This is a genomic window from Streptomyces coelicoflavus, assembly GCF_003112555.1.
Lineage (GTDB): Bacteria > Actinomycetota > Actinomycetes > Streptomycetales > Streptomycetaceae > Streptomyces > Streptomyces coelicoflavus.
Genome location: NZ_BEWB01000002.1, coordinates 648,660 through 671,376 on the forward strand (window position 1 = coordinate 648,660; position 22,717 = coordinate 671,376).

Genomic DNA, 22,717 nt, shown 5'->3' on the forward strand with positions numbered 1-22,717 from the left:
CAGCCGGTCAGCCGCGGCGCCGGCCGGGGGAGGGGACGGGCTTCACCGGCACTCCACCGGCCGCGCTGCCCAGCAGCTCCAGGCGCACCGGGCCGGGTCCGGGCGCCGTGTCGCCGTCGGACAGGACCGCGAGGGCCAGGGTGTTGGCGGCGGCGCGGGTGCGCAGGATGCCGTTCGGGAGGACGAAGGTGTGGGGGGCGCCCTCGGCGCCGCCCACGTTCGCGCCCATGTTCCAGCCGTTCAGAAAGACCTGGACGCGCACGTTCCGGTCCGGCGGGCCGTCCAGGACGAGGCCCACGGAGGCGTCGGTCTCCGGCGGGACGTCCAGCCGGAACGTGGTCCGGTACCAGGTCACGCCCTGGCGCGGTTCCTCGTCCCGGGCGGCCGCCGGGGAGCCCGGCTGCCAGGCGCCGTCGTCGTACCCGGGCAGGTGCCAGCCGTGGCGCTCCCCGTACAGCCCGCCGTGGTTGAGCGGCCCGCGCACCGGGTCGGGGGCGGCCGCGCCCATGATCCGCCAGCGCACCTCGGGAGAGGCGCCCTCGAAGCGGGCCGAGGTCAGGCCGCGGGCCGCCCGGTAGGCGTCCTGGCCGTGCTGCGTGCGTCGGACCAGGACGGAGAGAACGGCGGGTTCACCGTCCTCGCCCCGCCGCGTGCGCAGAGCCCGCGGCAGCTCGAGGTCCGCCGTGGCCGTCCAGGTGCCCTTCCCGTCGCCCGCCCCGCCCGGCCGGTGGGTGCCCAGCGGCTCCCCGTCCAGCCAGGCCATCAGCAGGCCGTCGGCGCCCGTGCTGTACGCGAGGGACACCGACTCCAGGCCGGAGGCGCCGGTGAGGCGGGCGCGGTACCAGACGTCGCCGTAGTGGAAGCCGTAGTCGTCGGCGAAAAGCACCGGCTGCCCGTCGGGGACCGGGGTCGTGCTGTGCGACGTGCGCCGGTCGGCGACCGGCCAGCCCTCGTCGCCGTAGTCGGGCTCGCACTCGAAGTTCTCCGTGCGCCGCCGCCAGCCGTCGAGCGCGGGCAGGACCGGGTCGGGCACGCCCGGCAGCGGCCACACGGTCATCAGGCTCAGGGCGCGGCCCAGCCCGGACTGCACCCGCTCGCCGTTCCAGGTGACGTCGGTGATGCCGGGCGGTGCCCACACCTCCAGCTCGCGCTCGTCGACCGTGTCGCCGGTGAGCCGGATCACGGGACCGTCCAGGGCGGCCTCGCGCAGCAGCTCGGGGCCGCGCACCAGGATCCGGCCCGAGGGGGTCTCGTACGGCCACAGCCGCAGCGAGGCGGCGTCGTCGGCGACGAGGAGGAGCAGCGTGCGGTCGGTTTCGCCGCTGCGCACCCGCAGCCGGGTCAGCCGGTCCTCCTTCAGCGGCACCATCACGTGCAGCTTGCCGTGGTCGAAGGTCCAGGCGGCCTCCTCGTCCAGCCGGGTCGGCCACGGCTCGTCCGGACAGTCCAGGACCAGGTGCGCCATCTCGCCGGCCCGCCCCACGAACGCGGCGATGTCCAGCTTCCCGACGCTCAGCGCCAGCATCGGCTGCACGGTGGCGTACGCGAGCTTGCGACCCGCGCCCAGGTGGAGCCCGGTCGCCAGCAGCTTCGCGTCCCGGGCGGGGACGGTGACCTCCACCTCGGTCCCGCCCATCGGCACCGTCGAGGTGACGTCGGCGGCGGAGTCGTTGCGCAGGACGTACGCCTGGGCGCCGGTGTCCGGGTTGGCCATGCGCCGCACCCGGACTCGGGCGTCCGCGGCCCGGATCGCCGGCGCCTCGGTCATCCGCGTGAAGTCCGGGACGTGGCGCAGCAGGTGGCCGAGCTGGTGGAGCGGCGCGAGCTTGGCCGTCGGCCGGCGTGCCTCGTCGATCGCCGCGGCCGGGTCGTAGGTCGGTGCGGGCGCCGACGGCGCGGGCAGCCACCCCCACGAGGTGCCGCCGAACGCCATGTGGACGTTGTGCAGCGTGCTCCCGTGGGCCAGGCGGGCGAAGTGGAGCCGTCGGGCCTCGGCGGCGTCCCGGGTCCGTTCCGGCTCCTCCCAGGCGAGCGGGGAGTCGGCGTGCAGCACGGGCACCTCGACGCCGTCGGCGCGCAGCCGCTCGCGCAGGTGGTCCAGGTCGGCGCGTTCGGGGGTGTCGGCCCGGTAGAGCAGCACGGTGCCGGTGCCCCGGGTGAACTGGTGGCGGGCGACGATCGCGTTGACCCGGCTCAGCCACTCGTCGGCGTGACGCAGATACGCGGGGTCGGTGGTCCCGGCCCGCGCCCCGACGGTCGTCAGCCAGCCGGGCAGGCCCCCGGCGTCCACGTCCGCGCCGATGCGGGGGCCGGCGTGCAGCACGACGTACAGGTTGCACTCGGCGGCCGTGCGCAGGAACAGGTCGAGGTCGCGGACGCCGGTGAAGTCGTACGTGCCGGGGGCGGGGGAGTGCTGGTTCCAGGCGAGGCGGACGCTGACCGCGTTGTGGCCGTACGCCCGCATCTTCTGGAGCACGTCCCGCCACAGGGACGGGCTCGGCAGCCGGAACGGATGCAGCTCGCCGGACCACAGCGCCAGCCGCCGGCCGTCCACCAGCAGGGAGTACCGGTCCAGGGCGACCCGGTGGTGCCGGCCGTCGGGCGCGGGCGGGCCGGGCGGCGGCCCGGTGGGCACGGGACCGGGGCCGCCCGGGCGGGGCAGCGCCGCGCTGCTCACACTGCCGCCGAGCGCGAGCCCGAGGACGGTGCTGCCCGCGAGGGCGCTGAACGCTCGTCTGCCGAGCCGGTGGGGCCTGCTGAGCTCCAAGGGAGCCTCTCCTGTTGCGCGCGTACCTCTTGGTCCCGTCGTGCCCGGGACCGCCTGTGCCGGGCCATTGTCCCAGCGGACGCCCCGTGGTCCGGTACGAGGACCGCGGCGCGTGCGGACCGCACACACTTTCTGGGGGTGGGGCGCCGCCCGCCGCCGCCCGCCGCCGTGCGCGCGGGGCGCCCCGCGCGCACGTGCTGGGAACAGGCCGGTGTGAATGGCCGGGAGAGCGTCTGTCCGCGCCCGGCGGGGCTTCCTACGATGCGACCGTGAATGTCATGTGCACACCATGTGTAGATGGCGGACGCATTCAACGACATCCACCCCCCACCGTCGAACGGGATGGGAGACCCATGGCCACCGGCCTGCTCCTGAGCGGCACGATCGCCGCGCTCCTCACCTCCGTGCTGCCCGCGCAGCACCAGCCCTCCGGCGGGTTCGAGGACCCGCCGCCGGACAAGATCGTCATCAAGGTCGCCACGGTGAACGGCTCCGGCTGTCCGCAGGGCACGGCGGCGGTCGCCGTCTCCCAGGACAACACCGCCTTCACCGTCACCTACAGCGACTACCTCGCCCAGGCGGGCGGCGGCTCCGCGCCCACCGACTTCCGCAAGAACTGCCAGCTCAACCTGCTCGTGCACGTCCCGCAGGGGTTCACCTACGCCGTCGCCAGCGCGGACTACCGCGGCTTCGCCGCCCTCCAGCCCGGCGCCAAGGGCACCCAGCGGGCCTCGTACTACTTCCAGGGCTCCCCGAACACGGAGTACCGCAGCCACCCCTTCGACGGCCCGTACGACGACAACTGGCAGGCCACCGACAGCACCGACTGGGCGCAGCTGGTGTGGGCGCCCTGCGGGGTCCAGCGCAACTTCAACATCAACACCGAGCTGAGGGTCAGCACCGGCACGTCCGACCCCGACCGGGTGAGCTTCATGACCATGGACTCGACGGACGGCGACATCAGCACCGTGTACCACCTGGCGTGGAAGGAGTGCCCGGAGTCCTGACCGGACCGCCGCGGGCCCCCTCGGGCTCACCTCGCGGCGGGCGTGCCGTCCGGCCGGCACAGCAGCGGCTTGTCCAGCTCGGCGCAGGGGCGGTGGCCCCTGGAGCGGACGATGTCCTTGCCGACCTCGTTGGCGAGGTAGCGCAGGAAGCCCGCCGCGATCGAGTCGGCCGGCGGTTCGCCGTAGGTGTAGGCGATCTCCGTCTGCCAGTACGGGTACGCCCCCTGGTCGGCGCCCTCCAGGGTGGCCGGGTAGCCGTCGATGCGGATCTGCCGGACGTCGTCGTGCGTGGCGGCGGCGCCGACCTCGCTGTGCCCCAGGGCGCCCGGGGTGGAGGCCACCGTGTCCAGCAGTGTCCCGGTGCCTCCCACCTCGCAGCGGCCCGGCCGGTCCCGGTCGAGCCCGGCGCAGTCCGCGGCGGTGACCGCGGGGAGGGGACGACCGCCGAGGACCTGCTGTTCGAGTGTGGTCCGGGTGCCCGAGCCGGGGTTGCGGCTGATCAGGTGGACGGGCACGTCGTTGCCCCTGACCTGGCTCCAGTTGGTGATCCGCCCGGCGTACACGTCCCGCACCTGCTTCAGGGACAGGTCCTCGACTCCCGCGTCCTTGTGCACGACCAGGGTGAACAGGGACAGCGCGACGGGCCTCGGCAGCAGGCGCGGGCGGCCCTCGGACTTCGGCCCGTCGCTGAACGCCAGCCGGTCGCCCAGGCCCCGGCCGTCCGGGAGCCGTGCGTCCTCCCCGGCGGCGGCGAGGGTGTCGAGCCCGTCGACGCTGCCCTTGAAGGAGGTGGCGGTCAGCGGGATGTGCGCGTCCGGGCAGGTCCGCTCGTACTGCCGCGCGGCCTCCCGCAGCACCGGCGCGAAGGCCGTGGAACCCGACAGGTGCAGGGTCCCGGCGGCGCAGTCCAGCGGCGCGGCGACGGCGTCGTCGTCCCCGGCCAGGGTGAACGCGGACTGGGTGGCGCTCACCAGGATGAGCGACGCGAGCAGCCAGCGGACCTGCCGCGAGGCGAAGGGGTAGTACGCGGTCTTCTTGATGTTCCCGCCGCGCACCCCGCCGACGATCCCCGCGGTGACCTCCGGCTCGGGGAACTCCGGCTCGGTGAAGCCCTCCTCACGGTCCAGGACCGCGAGGACCTTGTAGTGGGTCCTGCGGTTGAGGATCACCTTGGGCAGCTTGACCTCCCTGCCCGTGGTCTCGAAGCCCTCGGCCCCCGGCACGAAGAAGGTGGGCGGGACCTGCGGGCTGCGCTCGGTGACGGTCATGCCGACCACCCGGCGGCCGGGGAAGGCGATGCGTATGCCCACGGGGTCGCTGGCGGGGGCGACGTAGTCGGCGGCGACCACGGGGCTCCAGCCGGCGTTCTCGATCCGCAGCAGGACCACCGAGGGGTCGCGCAGGTTGGTGCCGTCCCACTGCATGCGCTGCAGTACCGTCGTGGCGGGCCCCGAGGCGGCCGAGTCCCGGATGGTGGTGTCCAGCTGGACGCGGTAGCCGAGTCGTTTGCGGCCCGCCAGCACGAACTCCCACAGCGCGGCAGCGACGGGCACGGCCAGACCCAGGACGGCGGCCACGGAACCCCAGGACACACTCACGTCCGGCTCCCCCTCAGGACGGTGACACGGGAGGCCATGGTGGCGGGGGAGGGGCGGGCCGGGGCGCGGAACCGGTGACTCCCCGGTTCGAATTCACGCGCGGGTCACCTTCGACACCCGGTGTTTTCCGGACATCGACCGCGGCTGTCGCCCGGGGCATTGACGCGCAAGCGCTTCGATTCTAGGTTCCGTCACTGCGCAGCGTCCGACAACACGACCAGTGTTCGAGATACAGAACGCGAGAAGTGGAACAGGAGCCCCCCATGCGTCGCAGACGAGCCGCACTCCTCGCTCTCCCCACCGCCGCCCTGCTCGCCCTCGTCCCCTCCACGGCGTCGGCCTACCCCAACCCCGGCCGGGTCACCGGCTCCGTCGTCACGCACGACCCGACGATGATCCGCACCGCTTCCGGGCAGTACCGGCTCTACGCCACCGGCGGCGGCATCAGCAGCAAGTCGTCCTCCGACCGCACCGCCTTCGCCGCGGGCGCCGACGCCTTCGGCACCCGGCCCGGCTGGTGGTCGCGGTACTCGTCCGTACCGGAGGCCTGGGCGCCCGACATCTCGTACCACGGCGGCAAGTACCTGATGTACTACTCCGTCTCGTCCTTCGGCTCCAACACCTCCGCCATCGGACTCGCGGGCTCCACCACCGGGGCGCCGGGCAGTTGGAGCGACTACGGCATCGTCTACACCTCGAACTCCGCCAGCGACTACAACGCCATCGACCCGAACCTCTTCGTCGACGACGACGGGAAGTGGTGGCTCTCCTTCGGCAGTTGGTGGACCGGCATCAAGATGATCCGCATCGACCCGGCCACCGGCAAGCAGCACGCCTCCGACACCGCCCGCCGCTCCCTGGCCTCCCGCCCGACCGGCACCAAGGCCGTCGAGGCGCCGTACGTGGTCAAGCGGAACGGGTACTACTACCTCTTCGCCTCGTACGACACCTGCTGCGCCGGCACCAGCTCCACCTACAAGGTCAAGGTCGGCCGGGCGACCAGCGTCACCGGGCCCTACCTGGACCGCAACGGCGTCTCGATGATGAACAACGGCGGAGCGCCGGTCCTGGAGTCGCACGGCAGCGTCATCGGCCCCGGCGGACAGTCGATCATGAACGACGTGGACGGCGACCTGATCGTCTACCACTACTACGACGGCAACGACAACGGCACGCCCAAGCTCGGCATCAACCTGCTGGACTGGAGCAGCGGCTGGCCCGTGGCCTACTGACCCGGACGCATGCGCCGGCCCCGGGCATCACTCCGGGTCGCCGTGCCCGCGCAGGTGGAGCGAGCGCAGCGCCACCTCGATGGCGAAGCGGTGGTCGGGGTCGGCGAGGCGGTCGCCCAGGTGGGTGTCCAGCGTCCGCAGCCGGTAGCGGACGGTCTGCGCGTGCACGCCCAGCACCTCGCCGACCTGCTCCGCGGGCGCCCGGGTGGACACGTGGACGCGGAGGGTCTCGACGAGCCGGTCGCGGCGCCTGGCCGGCAGGTCGTCGAGCGGGGCCAGCTCGCGCGCCGCGATGCGGTCGACGAGGGCGGGGTCGGACAGCAGCCACAGGGTCGTCAGGTGATCCTCGCAGCGGACCAGCGGAGCCTCGGGTATGACATCGTCGTCAACGAGCTGGAGCACGCGGCGGGCCCAGCGGACGGAGTCGGCGGCCTGGGTGATCGGCACGGTCAGGCCCACCGCGGCGCGGGTGCCGGCCAGGGCGGCGGCGATCATGTCGAGGCGGGCGGGGGTGGCGTCCCCGGGCACGAGCAGGTGCGGCTGGGGTATGTCCAGGTCGGCGAGGACGTCCCGGTCCAGGCCCGCCTGGATGTGCTCCGGCGCCGGGGACCGCAGGGCGACGAGGAAGCACGAGCGGGGCAGCTCCCAGGCGGCGGCCTTGCACAGTTCGGACACGGCCGTGCGGGGCAGCGGCGCGGCGGCCAGCAGGAAGTGCAGCAACTGTCTTCGTAACGCGGACTCCTCGGAGGCGGCCCGCTCCCGCACCTCCGCGTATCCCTCGCGGGTGATCGACTCCAGCTCCTCGACGTAGGCGAACAGGGCGTCGGCGAAGGCGAGGATCAGCGAGGGGGAGAGGCTGTACTGGCGGCCGAGGGTCTTGGCCCGGCGCAGCGCGATACGGGCGCCGAGCCGGTAGGCGCCCTGGAGGACCTCCAGGTCGCGGCCCTCGTAGGCCTCCACCCGGCCGAATCTGCGCAGCAGTTCGTCCCGCAGCTCCGAGCTGCTCGAGGGGTCGGCCACCCGGTCCACGAAGGCGGTCAGCGCCTGCTCGACGCCCTGGCGGATCGCGTCCCCGTCCGGGCCGTTGAGCAGCCTGCCGTAGACCGGGTAGCTGCGGGTGACCTCGCTGCGTATCTCGTTCAGCAGCCCCGGGAGCAGGGGCCGCATGAAGGCCGCGAACTTCTTGGGGAGAGGATCGAGCGGTTCACCGAGCACCGAGGGACGCGCGATTGAGGGCATGAGTGATCCCTTGCCGTCGACATGTCCGGTGGGGCGGACCGGCCGGGCCCCGCCCTCGGCGGGCGGTGCCTGGACCGGTCTCCCGGGCGTTCACCGGTCTGGCAAAGCTGAAGGTAAATCAACTTTGTTGTGTTGTACATCTCTTGGGGAGGAATCGTGTCCCGGTTGTGTGTGCCTTTGGCTGTTACTCGACGGCGGAGTGCCAGTTCTCGGCCAGGACCTTGCCGGCGTCGGGGACGACGGTCCCGGGCGCGTTGAGTCCGGTGAGGTGGGTCTGGGTGTCGTTGAGGGTGACGCTGTTGTTCCCGGCGGCGGAGGGCAGCCCGGTCTTCGCGTTCACCGCGGCGTTGATCAGGCCGACGTTCAGGCCGCAGCCGGTGGCGCCGGGCACCGCGAAGGTGCTGTCGTTCTGCGTGGCGCCGGTGAGGTTGATCCGGCTCATCTCGCCGGCCGGGTCCACGGTGCCGTCGCCCTGGAAGAAGGTCATGCCGAACTCGGGGTAGTTCCGGTTCTCCGGGCGCAGCACGATCGGGTCGGCGGCCGTCCCGATGTAGCAGTTGTCGCCCAGGAGCGGGTTCTCCAGGTGGATGCGGACCGGCAGGGCGACGATGGGCAGGTCGGTGAGGGCGCCCGCGGTCTGGTCGAAGGCGTAGGGCGCGCCGACCGACTCCATGGTCGCGGTGATCTTGTTGAGGCTCGAGTTCTCCAGCGACTCGCAGATGCCCGTGATGACGAAGATGTCGCTCGGGCACATGAGGCCGAGCAGTCCGCCGGGCACGGTGGCGGGCTCGGCGACCAGCGCGCCGGAGGCGGGGGCGACCACCGTGCTGGTGCCGTCCGCGTTCTGGACGACGCCCATCTGGAGGTTGGTTCTGCCGGTCGTCACGGTGGTGTCGCCCAGCTTGATGGTGCCGCTCGCCGAGCTGGACACCACGCACTGCGGGGTCCGGTCGAAGCCGTCGGCGTTCAGCATCGCGGGGGCGTCCACGGGACAGCGGGTGAAGGGGGCCCACTCGCCGTTCAGCGCGGGGCCGGCGGCGGTCGCCGTGCCCAGCGAGGCGAAGGCGCCGAGCGCGGTCAGCGCGGACACGGTGGCGAGCCGGGTGCGGGTGGAGATCGGACGCATGGTGGTGGCCTTCCGGGGAGTCGGGGGCAGGGCGGGTCAGTGCTCGGCGACGGGGATCTCGTAGGGCTGGAGGTCCTCGGTGCACTGGCCTTCGTTGGCTGGGCTCGGGAACACGGGGGCGGCGATCGCGCACGTCTGGCCCTGAACCTGCTTGATGAGGTTGCCGGGACCGGAGACGGAGGCGGTGAGCAGACGGTCGAGGTCCTCGCCGTCGGTGCCGCAGCCGGTGAAGGCGGGGATGGTCGCCTCGCCGGACAGCACGCCGCCGCTGAGGAGCAGATATCCGGTGGCCGGCTGGCCGATGAGCAGCTCGCCCCGGCCGTACAGCACCAGGTGGTCACCGGGGAAGTTCGCGGGGTCCGGGTCCTCGGAGGTGAGGGACGTCTCGGTCCGGCACTCGGAACCGACGTCCAGGGGTGTCCCGTTGACCTCCAGGTCCAGCACGTGCAGGACCAGCGGGGCCCGGACATAGGTGTCCGTGGTCGTGGAGAAGTCGGTCATGCTCATCTTCATGCGGGAGTCGATCCGCATCGTGTCCGTCTGCTCCAGCACCATGGTGGCCTTCACCGGGGCGAAGTCGAAGGACAGGAAGGTCGCTTCGAAGGGCGGCGTCTGCCTGCGCTCCTGGTAGTGGAAGTTCGCGTACGACACGGTGTCGAAGATCAGGTAGTCCGGGTCGGGGGGCCCCGGCACGGGAATGCCCTGCTCGATCAGCACGCAGGACGGCGGGAGGTACGCGGCGCCCTTCATCTTCTTCACGTTGGCGTAGCCGGTGACGTACGCGTTGAGCGACACGTCCGTGGGCGGGTGCTGCTCGTCGTAGCGGCACGGCGGGACCTCGTCGCGGTCCGCGGCGGTGCCGGGGGTGTTCTCCAGCACCTTCGGCGACCGCTCCGACTGCCGTTCCGCCTCCCGGTCGCCCGGCGCGTCCGACTGTCCGTCGTCCGGCGCCCCGGAGGTTCCGGCCGGTCCCGACGGGGACGGCGAGGACGGCGAGCCGCTCGGTGCCGCGGTGCCCGTGCCGACGGGCACGGTGGCCAGCAGGCCCTGGCCGGGCGCGTCCTCGGCGAGGGCGCAGTCGACGGTCAGCGAGCCGGGGCCGGCGGTGGCCGCGTCGGTGGCGGTCCCGTCCGCCGACTCGAGCGCCAGGTCGATCGCGAGGGCGCCCGCGGAGAACGTCAGGTCGCCGTCGCCGCGGCCGGCCACCGAGGGGACGTCTCCCTTCGTCACCAGCGTCAGCGGCCCCGACTCGGGCAGCGCGACCGGCTCGGCGCTTCCCCGCCAGGTCGCCGTGGCCGTGGCCGCGTTCTGGGCGACGCCGACTCCGAGCCGGGTGGCCGCCCGTACCCCGGCCGCGTCGCGTGCGGCCAGGTCGGCGACCGCCTGGTCCGGGAGCTCCACGGTGGTGGTGACGCCGGACGGCGTGAACGGCTCACCCGCCGAGGCCCGTTCCGGGAACTCGGCCGAGACCCGCACCGTCGCGGGCAGCGGCCCCGAGGGGAGGGTGCAGACGTAGGGGAGTTCGGCCTCGACCTGCTGGGTGCCCGAGGCCGAGGCGGTCGTCGGGACCAGGGCGGCGAGCACCACGAAGGCGGCGATCGACGTGGTCCGGGCGCGGGCCCGGGCGCGGGTCCGCGACGGGCGCGGGGCGGCGGCTGGCTTGGCTTTCATGCGACTCCGCTCGGACGGCTCGGACGGGTGGCCGGTCTTCTCCGGGCCCGGTGTACGGCCCGCGAACGCCCGACCGGGGTACCGGCCGGGCGGACGTGGCTGACCGGCGGCCTACGGGTTGGAGCCGACGATGGTCGGGATGACGCTGGAGCCCGCGACCTTGACGGCGTAGTTGCCCTTGAACGTGGGCTTGGTGGCGGTCGTGACGATCGCACCGCAGTTGACGGGGTTGGTGACCACCAGTTCACCGGCGGTGCTGTTGATCGCCAGGATGCCGGTGGAGTTGGTGTAGGTGCCCGAGGCCTTGCCCGTCACGGTGAACTTGCAGGCGCCGGCGGTCACGTTGGCCTTGACGTTGCCGACGTAGCCCTTGGTGACGCCGGTGGAGGCGGTGTAGTCCACCCCGACGACGTCCCACGGGGTGACCGACGTGGTGGTGACGTTGCCCAGGACACTGGTGCACGGCGAGCCGGACGCACCGAAGTTCATGGTGGTGATGTCGGCGACGTCACCGGGGTTGCCGGTGGCGCTCGCCATCGAACCGGCCGCGTTCGAGACCGTGCACGTCATGGGGATGGTGGCGGTCAGCACGATGTTGCCGACGTTCGTCGCCTGGAAGTTGGCCGGCGAGGGGTTGACGGTCCACACCGTGGAGGGCGCCGCCATGGACGGGGCGGCGGCGAGGCCCAGCGCTGACGCGGCCGCACACACCACGAGGGCCGACCTTCTCATGCTCTTCTTCATGGCTCGGACTCTCCTTGAGGGTTGAGCTGCATTGGGCCGTGACGTTACTCGCGGGAAACATAGCCGAACAATGCGGCCGTCCATGATTCTTTGAAAAGTGGAACAAGCTGTTTCCGGGGTGAGTGAATCGCGATTCTCCTTAGTCACCGGCTGCCAAGGACGAGACGCGGGGGCGACGTTGATCCACTTGCCCGGCGGTCGTCCCTGGCCGGGTCGAAATGCTCACCGGATGACAAGGTGTCGAAGGGTTTCTGTGCTTTCCCTGACAGGTTCCGGATGGCCGAAGTCGGTATCCCGGAAAACTCCGATTCCGGTGTTGCCCGCCGAGGTTACTCGGCCGTAACGTGCCGGTGCGGTGCTCGGTTCCAGGTCGGTGGCCCCCGTCGGCCGGAGCCATGGCGGACGCGTTCCGGCCCACCTCCTGTGCGGCCGGGGTGTCCGCCGGCGGGGTCCCGCGGGCTTCACACCCCCCGGAACCGCGAGACCCTGCCCTGTCTCCCCGGAGACAAGTACGGCGCGGGCATGTTGTCTGCGCGGTGACAAGTTCCGCCGGGGTGCCGGAGATCGGTGCCGCACCCGTTGTCAGTGCGCTCCGGGCCGACTTAACGTGCGGGCCCGCGGCGCGAATCCGATGGACGTCCGCTGGAGGTGATATGGGAATCGAAGTAGTGGTCGAGGGCCTGACCAAGTCCTTCGGTAAGCAGAGCATCTGGCGGGACGTGTCGCTCACTCTTCCGGCCGGCGAGGTCAGCGTGATGCTGGGCCCGTCCGGAACCGGTAAGACCGTTTTCCTGAAGTCGCTCATAGGGCTGCTCAAGCCCGAGCAGGGCCGTGTCCTCATCAATGGGGTGGACATGGTGAACAGTCCGGAAAGGGACATCTACGAGACCCGGAAACTGTTCGGGCTCATGTTCCAGGACGGCGCGCTTTTCGGGTCCATGTCCCTTTTCGACAACATCGCCTTCCCGCTGCGCGAACACACCCGCAAGAAGGAGTCCGAGATCCGCCGCATCGTCATGGAGCGGATCGAGGTCGTCGGGCTGCTGGGCGCGGAGGGGAAGCTTCCGGGGGAGATCAGCGGCGGCATGCGCAAGCGGGCGGGACTGGCCCGCGCGCTCGTCCTCGATCCGCAGATCATCCTGTGCGACGAACCCGACTCCGGGCTCGACCCGGTCCGCACCGCCTACATCTCCCAGTTGCTGATCGACCTGAACGCGCAGCTCGACGCGACGATGCTGATCGTCACCCACAACCTCGACATCGCCGCGACCGTGCCCGACAACATGGGGATGCTCTTCCTGCGCGAACTGGTCACCTTCGGCCCGCGCGAGGTGCTGCTCACCAGCGACGAGCCGGTCGTGTCCCAGTTCCTGGGCGGCCGGCGCGAGGGACCCATCGGGATGTCCGAGGAGAAGGACGCGGCCACCCTCGCCGCCGAGGCGGACGCCGCCTCCGCCTCCGTCCCCGCCGCGCCCCGGGTGATCGTCCCGCAGCTGGAGCCGTCGCCCGGCCTGCCGCCGCGGCAGGCCGTGGCCCGCCGGCGCAAGCGTGTCATGGGCATGATCGACACGCTGCCGCCCGCCGCACGGTCCGCCATCCGGGACACCTATGCGAAGAGTGCCGAGGCGGCCACCCTGCCGATGCCCGCCGCCGGGAGCGGCGCGTGATCACCGGCGCGCTGCGGCAGACCGGACGGCTCTTCGCGCTCGCCGCCGAAGTCGTCCGGGCCGTCTTCCGAAGACCCTTCCAGTTCCGGGAGTTCGTCGAGCAGTTCTGGTTCGTCGCCAGCGTCACCATCCTGCCCGCCGCCCTGGTCTCGATCCCCTTCGGCGCCGTCATCGCCCTCCAGGTCGGCTCCCTGACCGAGCAGCTCGGCGCCCAGTCGTTCACCGGCGGCGCCAGCGTCCTCGCCGTCGTCCAGCAGGCCAGCCCGCTCATCGTCGCGCTGCTCATCGCCGGCGCCGGCGGCTCGGCCATCTGCGCCGACCTCGGCTCCCGCAAGATCCGCGAGGAACTCGACGCCATGGAGGTCATGGGCGTCTCGCCCGTGCAGCGCCTGGTCGTGCCCCGGGTACTGGCCGCCATGGGCGTCGCGGTCCTGCTCAACGGCCTGGTCTCCGTCGTCGGCATCCTCGGCGGCTACTTCTTCAACGTCATCATGCAGGGCGGCACCCCCGGCGCCTACCTCTCCAGCTTCTCCGCCCTCGCCCAGCTGCCCGACCTCTACGTCAGCGAACTCAAGGCGCTGATCTTCGGGTTCATCGCCGGCATCGTCGCCGCCTACCGCGGCCTCAACCCGCGCGGCGGCCCCAAGGGCGTCGGCGACGCCGTCAACCAGTCCGTCGTCATCACCTTCCTGCTGCTCTTCTTCGTCAACATGGTGATGACGGCCATCTACCTCCAGATCGTCCCGCCGAAGGGAGGCTGAGGTCCGATGGCCTCCCCGCTCGTCTGGCTCGACCGCTCCGGCGACCAGCTCCTCTTCTACGTCCGGGCCCTGCTGTGGATCCCGCGGACCCTGCGCCGCTACCTCAAGGAGGTGCAGCGCCTGCTGGCCGAGGTGGCCTTCGGCTCCGGCGGCCTCGGCGTCATCGGAGGCACCATCGGCGTGATGATCGCGATGACGCTCTTCACCGGGACCGTCGTCGGAATCCAGGGCTACGCGGCCCTCGACCAGATCGGCACCGCCGCGTTCACCGGATTCGTCTCCGCCTACTTCAACACCCGCGAGATCGCCCCGCTCGTCGCCGGACTCGCCCTGTCCGCGACCGTCGGGGCGGGCTTCACCGCCCAGCTCGGCGCCATGCGCATCAACGAGGAGGTCGACGCCCTCGAGGGCATGGGCATCCGCTCCATGCCGTACCTCGTCACCACCCGCATCATCGCCGGCGTCGTCGCCATCATCCCGCTCTACGCGATCGGGCTGCTGTCCTCCTTCCTCGCCTCCCGCTACGTGACCGTCCTGTTCAACGGGCAGTCCCGGGGGACCTACGACCACTACTTCAACCTGTTCCTGTCCCCGACGGACGTCCTGCTGTCCGTCCTGAAAGTGCTGATCTTCAGCGTCATGGTGATCGTCGCCCACTGCTACTACGGCTACCGCGCCTCCGGCGGCCCGGCCGGTGTCGGCGTCGCCGTCGGCCGGTCCGTGCGCAACGCCATCGTGCTGATCAGCGTCACCGACTTCTTCCTGTCGCTGGCCCTGTGGGGCGCGACCACGACCGTGAAGGTGGCGGGGTGAGATGAGCCGACCCCGAGGAACGCGACGGGCACGAGGGCAGGCGCTGCGCCGCCGGCTGGCCGGAGTGGTGTTCGTGCTGGTGCCCGCCCTGCTGATCTGGCTGGCCGTCGCCGTCTACGACAAGAAGTTCACCGACTCCGACCCGGTGGTCGTGGAGACCGGCAGCGCCGGCAACCAGATGCACCCCGGCGCCGAGGTGAAGCTGCGCGGCGTCGTCGTCGGCGAGGTCCGTGCCATCGACGCCACCGGCGACGGCGCCCGGCTCACCCTCGCCATGAAGCCCGGCACGCTGGACGACGTACCGTCCGACGTCCGCGCGCAGATGCTGCCCACCACCCTGTTCGGCGAGCGGTTCGTCGCCCTCGTACCGCCCGCGAGCCCCTCGCCCGAACCCCTGGCCGCCGGGGCCGTCGTCCCCCAGGACCGGTCCGCGAACGCCATCGAACTCCAGCAGGTCCTCGACAACGTGCTGCCGATGCTCACCGCCGTCCAGCCGCAGAAGCTCTTTGCCACCCTGTCCGCCGTCTCGCAGGCCCTCGAAGGACGCGGGGAGCGGCTCGGCGACACGCTCACCCTGCTCGACGAGCACCTGGCCGAGTTCAACCCCAACCTGCCCGCCCTCAACCGCGACCTCAGGGAACTCGTGAAGGTCAGCCACGTCTACGCGGACGCCGCGCCCGACATCGTCACGGCGCTCACCGACTTCACCACCACCAGCGGCACCCTCGCCGAGCAGGAGGCCGAACTCGCCGCCACCCTCGGCGCCACGACCCGGACGGCCGAGGACGTGACCGCCTTCCTGCGCAAGAACAAGGACAACATCATCCGGCTCGGCGACACCAGCCGCCCCACCCTGGAACTGCTCGCCGAGTACTCCTCCGCCTTCCCCTGCACCCTGCGCACCCTCGCCGAGTTCGTGCCGGCCATGGACAAGGCGCTCGGCAAAGGCACCGACCGGCCCGGCATCCACGTCGACGTCACCACCGTCGCCTCCCGCGGCGCCTACCGCCCCGGTCGCGACACCCCGGTGTACGACTCCGGCGGCGGCCCCCGCTGCCCCTCCGTGCCCTACCTCGGCACCCTGCCCCGGCCCACCGCGCGGGCCGCCACGCCCGCCGCCGAGCAGGACCTCGGGCCCGCCAACTCCCCGCAGGAGAACGACCTCGTCAACGAACTGATCGCGCCCGCCGCCGAGAAGAGCCCCGGCGACCTGCCCGACTGGAGCAGCCTGCTCGTCGGCCCCGTCTACCGCGGTACGGAGGTGACCCTGCGATGACCGGTGCCGACCACGCGCACACGCGGCGCCGCCCGCTGACCGGACCGCTGCTCAAGTCCCTCGTCTTCGTGGTGGTCACCGCCCTCGCCACCACCGTCCTCGGCCTGAGCGTGGCCGGCACCGGTGTCGACTCCGGCACCGGCACCCGCACCTACAAGGCCCTGTTCACCGACGTCACCGGGCTCATCGACGGCGACAGCGTGCGGATCTCCGGGGTGACCGTCGGCGAGGTCACCGACGTACGCGTCGTCAACAGGCGCACCGCCCAGGTCACCTTCAGCGTCCGCGACGACCGCACCCTGCCCCGCTCGACCACCGCCGCCGTGAAGTACCTCAACATGGTCGGCCAGCGCTACGTCTCCCTCGGCCGCGGCAGCGGCGACCTCACCGGCACCCTGCCGGAGGGCGGCACCGTCCCACTGGACCGCACCACGCCCGCGCTCGACCTGACCCTGCTCTTCAACGGCTTCAAGCCGCTGTTCGAGGGCCTGTCCCCGAAGGACGTCAACGAACTCGCCGGGTCGATCGTGCAGGTGCTCCAGGGCGAGGGCGCCACCGTCGACAGCCTGATCCGCCACATCGGCTCGCTGGGCACCACCGTCGCCGCCAAGGACAAGGTGATCGGCCAGGTCGTCGAGAACCTCACCACCGTCCTGGACACCCTCAACGACCGCGAGGACGGCTTCGACGACCTCGTCGACACCCTCCAGAAGCTCGTCACCGGCTTCAACCAGGACCGCGAACCCCTCGGCAAGGCGGTCGCCGCCATGGGCGACCTGACCACCGTCACCGCCGGTCTCCTCGAGGACGGACGGGCGCCACTCAAGAAGGACATCCGCGAACTGGGCCGGCTCTCCGCGAACCTCGGCGAGCACACCCCGCAGATCGAGGACTTCCTGGCGAAGAGCCCCGCCAAGATGACCGCGCTGACCCGCCTGTCCTCCTACGGATCGTGGTTCAACCTCTACCTCTGCGAGGCGCGCGTGAGCGGAGTCACCACCTCCGACGGCTCGAAGCCGCCCACCGGCATCGCGATCACCGAATCGAGGTGCCGCGGATGAAGCGCCCCCGCGGGAAGCCGCTGTTCAAGCCGGTCAAGGAACGCAACCCCGTCGCCGTCGGCGTCGCCGGACTGCTCGTCCTCACCCTGATCGCCCTCCTCGTCTACAACGTCGACCGGCTGCCCTTCGGCGGCGGCACCACCTACAGCGCCGACTTCTCCGAGGCCGCCGGCCTGGACGAGGGCGACGAGGTGCGCATCGCCGGCGTCAAGGTCGGACAGGTCACCGGCGTCGCGCTCGACGGCGCCAAGGTCAAGGTCAGCTTCGAGGTCGAGGACGCCTGGCTCGGCGACCGCACCACCGCAGCCATCGCCATCAAGACCGTCCTCGGCGACAAGTACCTCGCGCTCGACCCGCTCGGCTCCGGCCGCCAGGACCCCGCCGCCCGCATCCCGCTCGCCCGCACCACCTCCCCCTACGACGTGACCCAGGCCTTCCAGGACCTCAGCGGCACCGTCGACGCCATCGACACCGGGAAGCTCGCGGAGAGCTTCGAGACCATCTCCGACACCTTCAAGGACTCACCGCCGCACGTGCGCAAGGCCGCCACCGGACTGTCCGACCTGTCGAAGTCGATCTCCAAACGCGACGCGAAACTCTCCGAACTCCTCAAGGGCAGCGCGCGGTTCACCAAGACGCTGGAGAACAAGAAGTCCAGCTTCGAGACCCTCATCGAGGACGGCGGCCCGCTGCTCGGCGAACTCCGCGACCGCCGCACCGCCATCAGCGCCCTGCTCAAGGGCAGCCGGGACCTCGGCACCGAACTCGGCGGCCTCGTCAAGGACAACGAGAAGCAGCTCGGCCCCACCCTCAAGGCGCTCGGCCGGGTCACCACCGTCCTGGAGAAGAACAACACCCAACTCGGCGAGACCCTCGCACTCGTCGGCCCGTACTACCGCCTGGTCGGCAACACCCTGGGCAACGGCCGCTGGTTCGACAGCTACCTGTGCGGCGTCGTGCCCCGCGCCTACCTGCCCGAGACCTCCCAGCCCGAGACCGGATGCCTGCCGCCGAAACAGCCGGCGGCCGCCCAGGGGAGCGGTGAGCGATGACCCGACGCCGAAAGATCCTCACCGCGGTGCTCGCCCTCGTGGTGCTCGCCGCCGGCGGCCTGGCCGCCACCCGGGCCCTCGAACCCGACGGCACCCGCGTCACCGCCTACTTCGACCGCGCCATCGGCGTCTACGCCGGATCCGACCTGCGCATCCTCGGAGTACGGGTCGGCGAGGTGGAGTCGGTGGACCCCGAGGGCACCCGGGTCCGCGTCGGCCTCCGCCTGGACGAGGGGATCAAGGTCCCCGAGGACGCGCGGGCCGTCGTCGTCGCGCCGAGCGTCGTCGCCGACCGCTACGTCCAGCTCACCCCCGCCTACCGCAAGGGCCCCGCCCTCGCCGACGGCGCCGTCCTGCCCGCCGCCCGCAACCGCGTCCCCGTCGAGATCGACCAGATCTACGACTCCCTCACCGAACTCGGCGACGCCCTCGGCCCGGACGGCGCCAACGCCGACGGCGCCCTGTCCGACCTGCTGAGGACCGGCGCCGACAACCTCGACGGCAACGGCGAGGCCATCGGCGACGGCGTCGAGCAGTTCGGCAAGGCCGCCAAGACCCTCGACGGCAGCAGCGGCGACCTGTTCAAGACGCTCGGCAGCCTCCAGACCTTCACCACCATGCTCAAGAACAAGGACACCGACGTGCGCACCGCCCAGGAACACCTGGACGAGGTCGTCAGCTTCTTCGCCGACAACAAGGACGACCTCACCGGCGCGCTGGAGGAACTCGGCAAGGCCCTCGGCCAGGTCAAGACCTTCATCGAGGACAACCGCGGCGAGCTGAAGAAGAACGTCGACCGGCTCGTCCCCATCACCCGCACCCTGGTCGAGCAACGCGCCTCGCTGGCCGAGGCACTGGACGTGGCACCCCTGGCCGCCGGCAACGTCGTGAACGCCTACAACCCCGACACCCGCACCCTCGACGGCCGCGCCAACCTCAACGAGATCAGCAGCGGCGGACCGCTGCTGCCGCTGCCCGTGGCCGGCGCGACCGGCGGGGCGACCGACGCGGAGAAGGGGGACGGCCGATGAAGCGCGCGACGCTCCCCGGAGGCCGGGTGGCCGGGCTCACCGCCGGCGGACTGGTCGCCCTCGGTCTCGCCCTCGCCCTGACCCTCGGCGGGGTCCCGGCCGGCGTGCCGGGCTTCGACGGCATCGAGGACCTGCCGCTGCCCGGCGGCGCCGACCTCGGCGACCACCCCTACACCGTCACCGCGGAACTCCAGGACGTACTGAGCCTGGTCCCGCACGCGGCCGTACGGGTCAACGACGTCGCCGTCGGCCGGATCACCGGCATCGAACTCGGCGAGGACGACTGGTCGGCCCGCGTCACCATGGAGATCAACGGCGAGGTGCGGCTGCCCGCCGACGCCACCGCACGGCTCGAACAGTCCAGCCTGCTCGGCGAGAAGTACGTCCAGCTCGCCGCGCCCGCCAAGGACTCCGGGGCCGGCCGGCTGACCGACGGCAGTGTCATCCCGCTGGCCCGCACCAGCCGCAACACCGAGGTCGAGGAGGTGTTCGGCGCGCTGTCCCTGCTCCTCAACGGCGGCGGCGTCAACCAGCTCAAGACCATCACCCGGGAACTGAACGCGGCGCTCGGCGGCCGCGAACCCGAGGTCCGCTCCATGCTGAAACGGGTCAACACCCTGGTGGGCGACCTCGACGACCACCGGGGCGACATCACCGACGCCCTCGACGCGGTCAACCGGCTCTCCTCCACCCTCGCCCACCGCAAGGAGGACGTCGGCACCGTCCTCACCGACCTCTCGCCGGGACTGAAGACGCTGGAGAAGCAGCGCGGCTCCCTGCTGACCATGCTCCGTTCCCTCGACACGCTCTCCGGCGTCGCCGTCTCCACCATCAACGCGAGCAAGGACGACATGATCGCCGACCTCAAGGCCGTCGCGCCGACGCTGAAGGCGCTCGCCGACGCGGGCACGGACCTGCCCGACTCGCTCCAGGTGCTGCTGACGTACCCGTTCACCGACGAGGTGCTGCGCGGGGTGAAGGGCGACTACCTCAACACGTACCTGAGCATGGTCGCCGTACCCGGCAGCCAGGTGATCCCGCCGCTCGTCCCCGAGGACATGCCGTCGCCCGCCTCCTCGCCCCTGTCGCTGCCCTCCGTGGCCGCACCCGGAGGTGAGCACGGGTGATCACCCTCGCCGTACGGCTGAAGAACCTCGCCTTCCTGCTCATCGCCGTCCTCGCCCTGGCCTACCTCGGTATCCGCTACGCCGACCTCGGCCGGTACGTCGGCGTCGCCGACTACTACACCGTGGACGTACAACTCCCGCGCACGGGCGGACTGTTCACCCACTCCGACGTCACCTACCGGGGCGTCTCGGTGGGCCGCGTCGGGCCGATCGACCTCACCGCCGAAGGCGTCGTCGCCGAGCTGCGCATCAAGAAGTCCGCGCCCCGCATCCCCGCCGACACCAAGGCCGTGGTCGCCGGGCTCTCCGCCGTCGGCGAGCAGTACATCGACCTGCGGCCCGAGAGCGACGGCTCTCCCTACCTCGCCGACGGCACCCGCATCCAACAGGCCGACACCCAGGTGCCCGCACCCGTCACCGACGTCCTCGCCAGCGTCGACGACCTCGTGGGCTCGGTCCCGCTGGAGGACCTGCGCACGGTCGTCGACGAGTTCGGCAAGGCCTTCGAAGGCCACGGCGACGACCTCCAGGTGCTCCTCGACAGCGGCAGCGACTTCGTCGAGGCCGCCGACCGCGCCCTGCCCTCCACCACCCTGCTCATCAACGACGGCGAGACCGTCCTGCGCACCCAGGCCCAGGAGGCGCAGGCCATCCGCGACTTCGCCGCCGGCGCGAAGGACCTGGCCGCCGCCCTCAAGGGCTCCGACGCCGACCTGCGCCGCCTCCTCGCCGTCACCCCCGAGGCCGCCACCCAGGTCAGCGGTCTGCTGCGGGACCTCGACCCGAGCCTCGGCGTGGTCCTCGCCAACCTCCTCACCACCTCCGAGGTCGCCGTCACCCGGCAGCGCGGCATCGAGGAACTCCTCGTGAAGTACCCGGCGGCCGTCTCCGCCGGCGCCACCGCCGTCGACGGAGGGAAGCTGAACCTCGGCATGGCCGTCACCTTCTTCAGCCCGCTGCCCTGCACCGACGGATACGGCGCCACCCGCTACCGCAACGGCCTCGACCTCGGCACCGCTCCCGCCCTCAACACCGGCGCCGCCTGCACCGCCCCGGCGTCGAGCGGCAAGAACGTGCGCGGCTCGGCCAACGCCCCGAAGGGCGGCGCGGTGCCCGACCCCGCCGAGCCCGGCTCCCTGCCCTCGGGCAGCGCCGGTACGCCCGCCGAGTCCGCCGAGGGCGACGCCTCCCCGGCACTCCCGGGCGCGCTCGCCCTGCCCGGACAGAGCGGCGAGGCCCCGGCCGGCCTCACCGGTCTCCTCGCCCCGGCCGGCACCGGGAGCACCCGATGAGGCGGGCGCGGATCCTCACCGGGACGGGGCTCGCGCTGGCCCTCGCCTTCTGCGGCACCGGGGCGTGGACGTACACGCAGGCCCGCACCGACGACGCGCTCGTCCGCGGCCGGGAACGGGACGAGGCGCTCGCCGACGGACGCGAGGGCATCGCCGTACTCACCACGCTCGACGCCACCACCCGGCAGAGCGCCGAGCGGAGCATCCGGAACTGGCGCGACGTCTCCACCGGACCGCTGCGCGAGGAACTCGGCGACACCGAGGCCGAGGCGGGGAGTTCGGCGCGCGGCACGGTCACCGAGGCCGCCCTCACCGCGCTCGACACGCGGTCCGGCACGGCCAAGCTCATCGCCACCGTCCGCGTCGAGGTCACCCCGGCCGGGACCGCCGGGACCGCCGGGACGAAGAAGCCGGCCACCGACCGCAAGCGCCTGGAGGCGGTGCTGGCCCGCACGGGCGAGGGGGAGTGGAAGGTGAGGGCGCTGAGCGCGGTGCCCGTCGCGGAGGAGAAGGGCGGGGAGTGATGACACCGACATGGCTGCTGCGCAGGAACGCCGCACCGGAGCCCGGCACGGCGGACGAGACCGCCGAGCCCCAGGCCGAGGTCGAGGCCGCCGAGCCCGAAGCCGAGGTCGCCGAGTCCGAAGCCGAGGCCGCCGAGCCCGAGATCGAGCCCGAGTCCGGCCCCGAAGCCGCCGCCGCCCGCCCGCCGAACGGACGCCTGCGGAAGGCCGCCCTGGCGGGCGCCGCCGCCGTCCTCGTCCTCGGCGGCTGCGGATTCCTCTACGGCGCCCACCAGTTGAGGTCGCAGGCGCCCGCCCGGAACCAGGCGCTCACCGACGCCGGGGCCACCACCCGCGTCGCGGGCGACGTCGGCAACGCCCTCGCCCGGGTCTTCTCCTACACCCCGGACGGCACCGGGGCCGCCGAGCGCTCCGCGCGCACCGTCCTCGACGGCCGCGCAGCCCGCCAGTACGAGACCCTCTTCGCCCGCGTCCGCGACGACCTCACCGACCAGCGCGTCACCCTGAGCACCCGGGCCGTCCGCACCGGAGTGATCGAACTCGACGGCGACAGGGCACGCCTGCTGGTCTTCCTCGACCAGACCTCCCACAGGGGCAAGGGGACGGGCGAGGACGAGGCCGGGGCCACCACCGCGGCGGCCCAGCTCACGGTGACGGCACGGCTCGAGGACGACCGGTGGCGGATCGTCGACATCAAGGCCCGCTGAGCATGCGCGGGAGACTGGAGAG

18 protein-coding genes and 1 pseudogene are annotated in these 22,717 nt (G+C 72.1%); 13 read left to right on the forward strand and 6 right to left on the reverse strand.

Features of this window, described 5'->3' with window-relative positions; genetic code table 11:
- Nucleotides 1-7: 7 nt before the first annotated feature.
- A complete protein-coding gene (locus Sco07f_RS02945; RefSeq protein WP_108986840.1) occupies nucleotides 8-2,767 on the reverse strand; it encodes a beta-galactosidase in 2,760 nt (919 codons plus the stop codon).
- 353 nt (nucleotides 2,768-3,120) lie between these two features.
- Between Sco07f_RS02945 and Sco07f_RS02950 the strand changes: the two genes are divergently transcribed.
- On the forward strand, nucleotides 3,121-3,774 hold the full coding sequence (locus tag Sco07f_RS02950) for a DUF4360 domain-containing protein (protein ID WP_087791069.1): 654 nt from the start codon (nucleotides 3,121-3,123) through the stop codon (nucleotides 3,772-3,774).
- A 26-nt stretch (nucleotides 3,775-3,800) separates the two neighbouring features.
- On the opposite strand, the gene Sco07f_RS02955 is transcribed toward Sco07f_RS02950, so the two are convergent.
- Entirely contained in the window at nucleotides 3,801-5,372 is a 1,572-nt protein-coding gene (locus Sco07f_RS02955; RefSeq protein WP_108986841.1) for a substrate-binding domain-containing protein, read from the reverse strand.
- Between the two features lie 263 nt (nucleotides 5,373-5,635).
- Between Sco07f_RS02955 and Sco07f_RS02960 the strand changes: the two genes are divergently transcribed.
- Nucleotides 5,636-6,604 carry an arabinan endo-1,5-alpha-L-arabinosidase gene (locus tag Sco07f_RS02960; RefSeq protein ID WP_108986842.1) on the forward strand — a complete coding sequence of 323 codons (969 nt, stop codon included), beginning with the start codon at nucleotides 5,636-5,638 and terminating at the stop codon, nucleotides 6,602-6,604.
- Between the two features lie 27 nt (nucleotides 6,605-6,631).
- Here the strand turns inward: Sco07f_RS02960 and Sco07f_RS02965 are convergent, their stop codons facing one another.
- The 4 genes from Sco07f_RS02965 to Sco07f_RS02980 all read right to left on the reverse strand — a co-directional run bounded on the left by Sco07f_RS02965 (nucleotide 6,632) and on the right by Sco07f_RS02980 (nucleotide 11,384).
- The gene (locus Sco07f_RS02965; protein WP_007388469.1) at nucleotides 6,632-7,843 is read right to left on the reverse strand and encodes a PucR family transcriptional regulator; all 1,212 of its coding nucleotides are present in this window, start codon (nucleotides 7,841-7,843) and stop codon (nucleotides 6,632-6,634) included.
- 184 nt (nucleotides 7,844-8,027) lie between these two features.
- The gene (locus Sco07f_RS02970; protein ID WP_108986843.1) at nucleotides 8,028-8,969 is read right to left on the reverse strand and encodes a hypothetical protein; all 942 of its coding nucleotides are present in this window, start codon (nucleotides 8,967-8,969) and stop codon (nucleotides 8,028-8,030) included.
- 36 nt (nucleotides 8,970-9,005) lie between these two features.
- The gene (locus Sco07f_RS02975) at nucleotides 9,006-10,640 is read right to left on the reverse strand and encodes a DUF6801 domain-containing protein (RefSeq protein ID WP_108986844.1); all 1,635 of its coding nucleotides are present in this window, start codon (nucleotides 10,638-10,640) and stop codon (nucleotides 9,006-9,008) included.
- A 111-nt stretch (nucleotides 10,641-10,751) separates the two neighbouring features.
- On the reverse strand, nucleotides 10,752-11,384 hold the full coding sequence (locus tag Sco07f_RS02980; RefSeq protein WP_108986845.1) for a hypothetical protein: 633 nt from the start codon (nucleotides 11,382-11,384) through the stop codon (nucleotides 10,752-10,754).
- Between the two features lie 653 nt (nucleotides 11,385-12,037).
- Between Sco07f_RS02980 and Sco07f_RS02985 the strand changes: the two genes are divergently transcribed.
- The 11 genes and pseudogenes from Sco07f_RS02985 to Sco07f_RS03035 all read left to right on the forward strand — a co-directional run bounded on the left by Sco07f_RS02985 (nucleotide 12,038) and on the right by Sco07f_RS03035 (nucleotide 22,695).
- Nucleotides 12,038-13,051 carry an ABC transporter ATP-binding protein gene (locus Sco07f_RS02985; protein ID WP_007388463.1) on the forward strand — a complete coding sequence of 338 codons (1,014 nt, stop codon included), beginning with the start codon at nucleotides 12,038-12,040 and terminating at the stop codon, nucleotides 13,049-13,051.
- 8 nt (nucleotides 13,052-13,059) lie between these two features.
- Nucleotides 13,060-13,812, forward strand: a pseudogene (locus tag Sco07f_RS02990) (MlaE family ABC transporter permease); the annotation flags it as partial.
- A gap of 6 nt (nucleotides 13,813-13,818) precedes the next feature.
- Nucleotides 13,819-14,625 (forward strand): MlaE family ABC transporter permease, encoded by an 807-nt coding sequence (locus Sco07f_RS02995; protein ID WP_087791077.1) that lies wholly within the window; start codon nucleotides 13,819-13,821, stop codon nucleotides 14,623-14,625.
- A 1-nt stretch (nucleotide 14,626) separates the two neighbouring features.
- On the forward strand, nucleotides 14,627-15,901 hold the full coding sequence (locus tag Sco07f_RS03000) for an MCE family protein (protein ID WP_108986846.1): 1,275 nt from the start codon (nucleotides 14,627-14,629) through the stop codon (nucleotides 15,899-15,901).
- On the forward strand, nucleotides 15,898-16,962 hold the full coding sequence (locus tag Sco07f_RS03005; RefSeq protein WP_108986847.1) for an MCE family protein: 1,065 nt from the start codon (nucleotides 15,898-15,900) through the stop codon (nucleotides 16,960-16,962). The genes Sco07f_RS03000 and Sco07f_RS03005 overlap by 4 nt, the downstream gene beginning before the upstream one ends.
- Nucleotides 16,959-18,014, forward strand: a complete 1,056-nt coding sequence (locus tag Sco07f_RS03010) for an MCE family protein (RefSeq protein WP_087791079.1) — start codon at nucleotides 16,959-16,961, stop codon at nucleotides 18,012-18,014. Before Sco07f_RS03005 ends, Sco07f_RS03010 begins: the two co-directional genes overlap by 4 nt.
- Entirely contained in the window at nucleotides 18,011-19,045 is a 1,035-nt protein-coding gene (locus Sco07f_RS03015) for an MCE family protein (protein WP_108986848.1), read from the forward strand. The genes Sco07f_RS03010 and Sco07f_RS03015 overlap by 4 nt, the downstream gene beginning before the upstream one ends.
- On the forward strand, nucleotides 19,042-20,172 hold the full coding sequence (locus tag Sco07f_RS03020; RefSeq protein ID WP_108986849.1) for an MCE family protein: 1,131 nt from the start codon (nucleotides 19,042-19,044) through the stop codon (nucleotides 20,170-20,172). Before Sco07f_RS03015 ends, Sco07f_RS03020 begins: the two co-directional genes overlap by 4 nt.
- Entirely contained in the window at nucleotides 20,169-21,464 is a 1,296-nt protein-coding gene (locus Sco07f_RS03025) for an MlaD family protein (RefSeq protein ID WP_108986850.1), read from the forward strand. Before Sco07f_RS03020 ends, Sco07f_RS03025 begins: the two co-directional genes overlap by 4 nt.
- Nucleotides 21,461-21,988 (forward strand): hypothetical protein, encoded by a 528-nt coding sequence (locus Sco07f_RS03030; protein ID WP_108986851.1) that lies wholly within the window; start codon nucleotides 21,461-21,463, stop codon nucleotides 21,986-21,988. The genes Sco07f_RS03025 and Sco07f_RS03030 overlap by 4 nt, the downstream gene beginning before the upstream one ends.
- Entirely contained in the window at nucleotides 21,988-22,695 is a 708-nt protein-coding gene (locus tag Sco07f_RS03035) for a nuclear transport factor 2 family protein (protein WP_108986852.1), read from the forward strand. The genes Sco07f_RS03030 and Sco07f_RS03035 overlap by 1 nt, the downstream gene beginning before the upstream one ends.
- The last annotated feature ends 22 nt before the right edge of the window (nucleotides 22,696-22,717 follow it).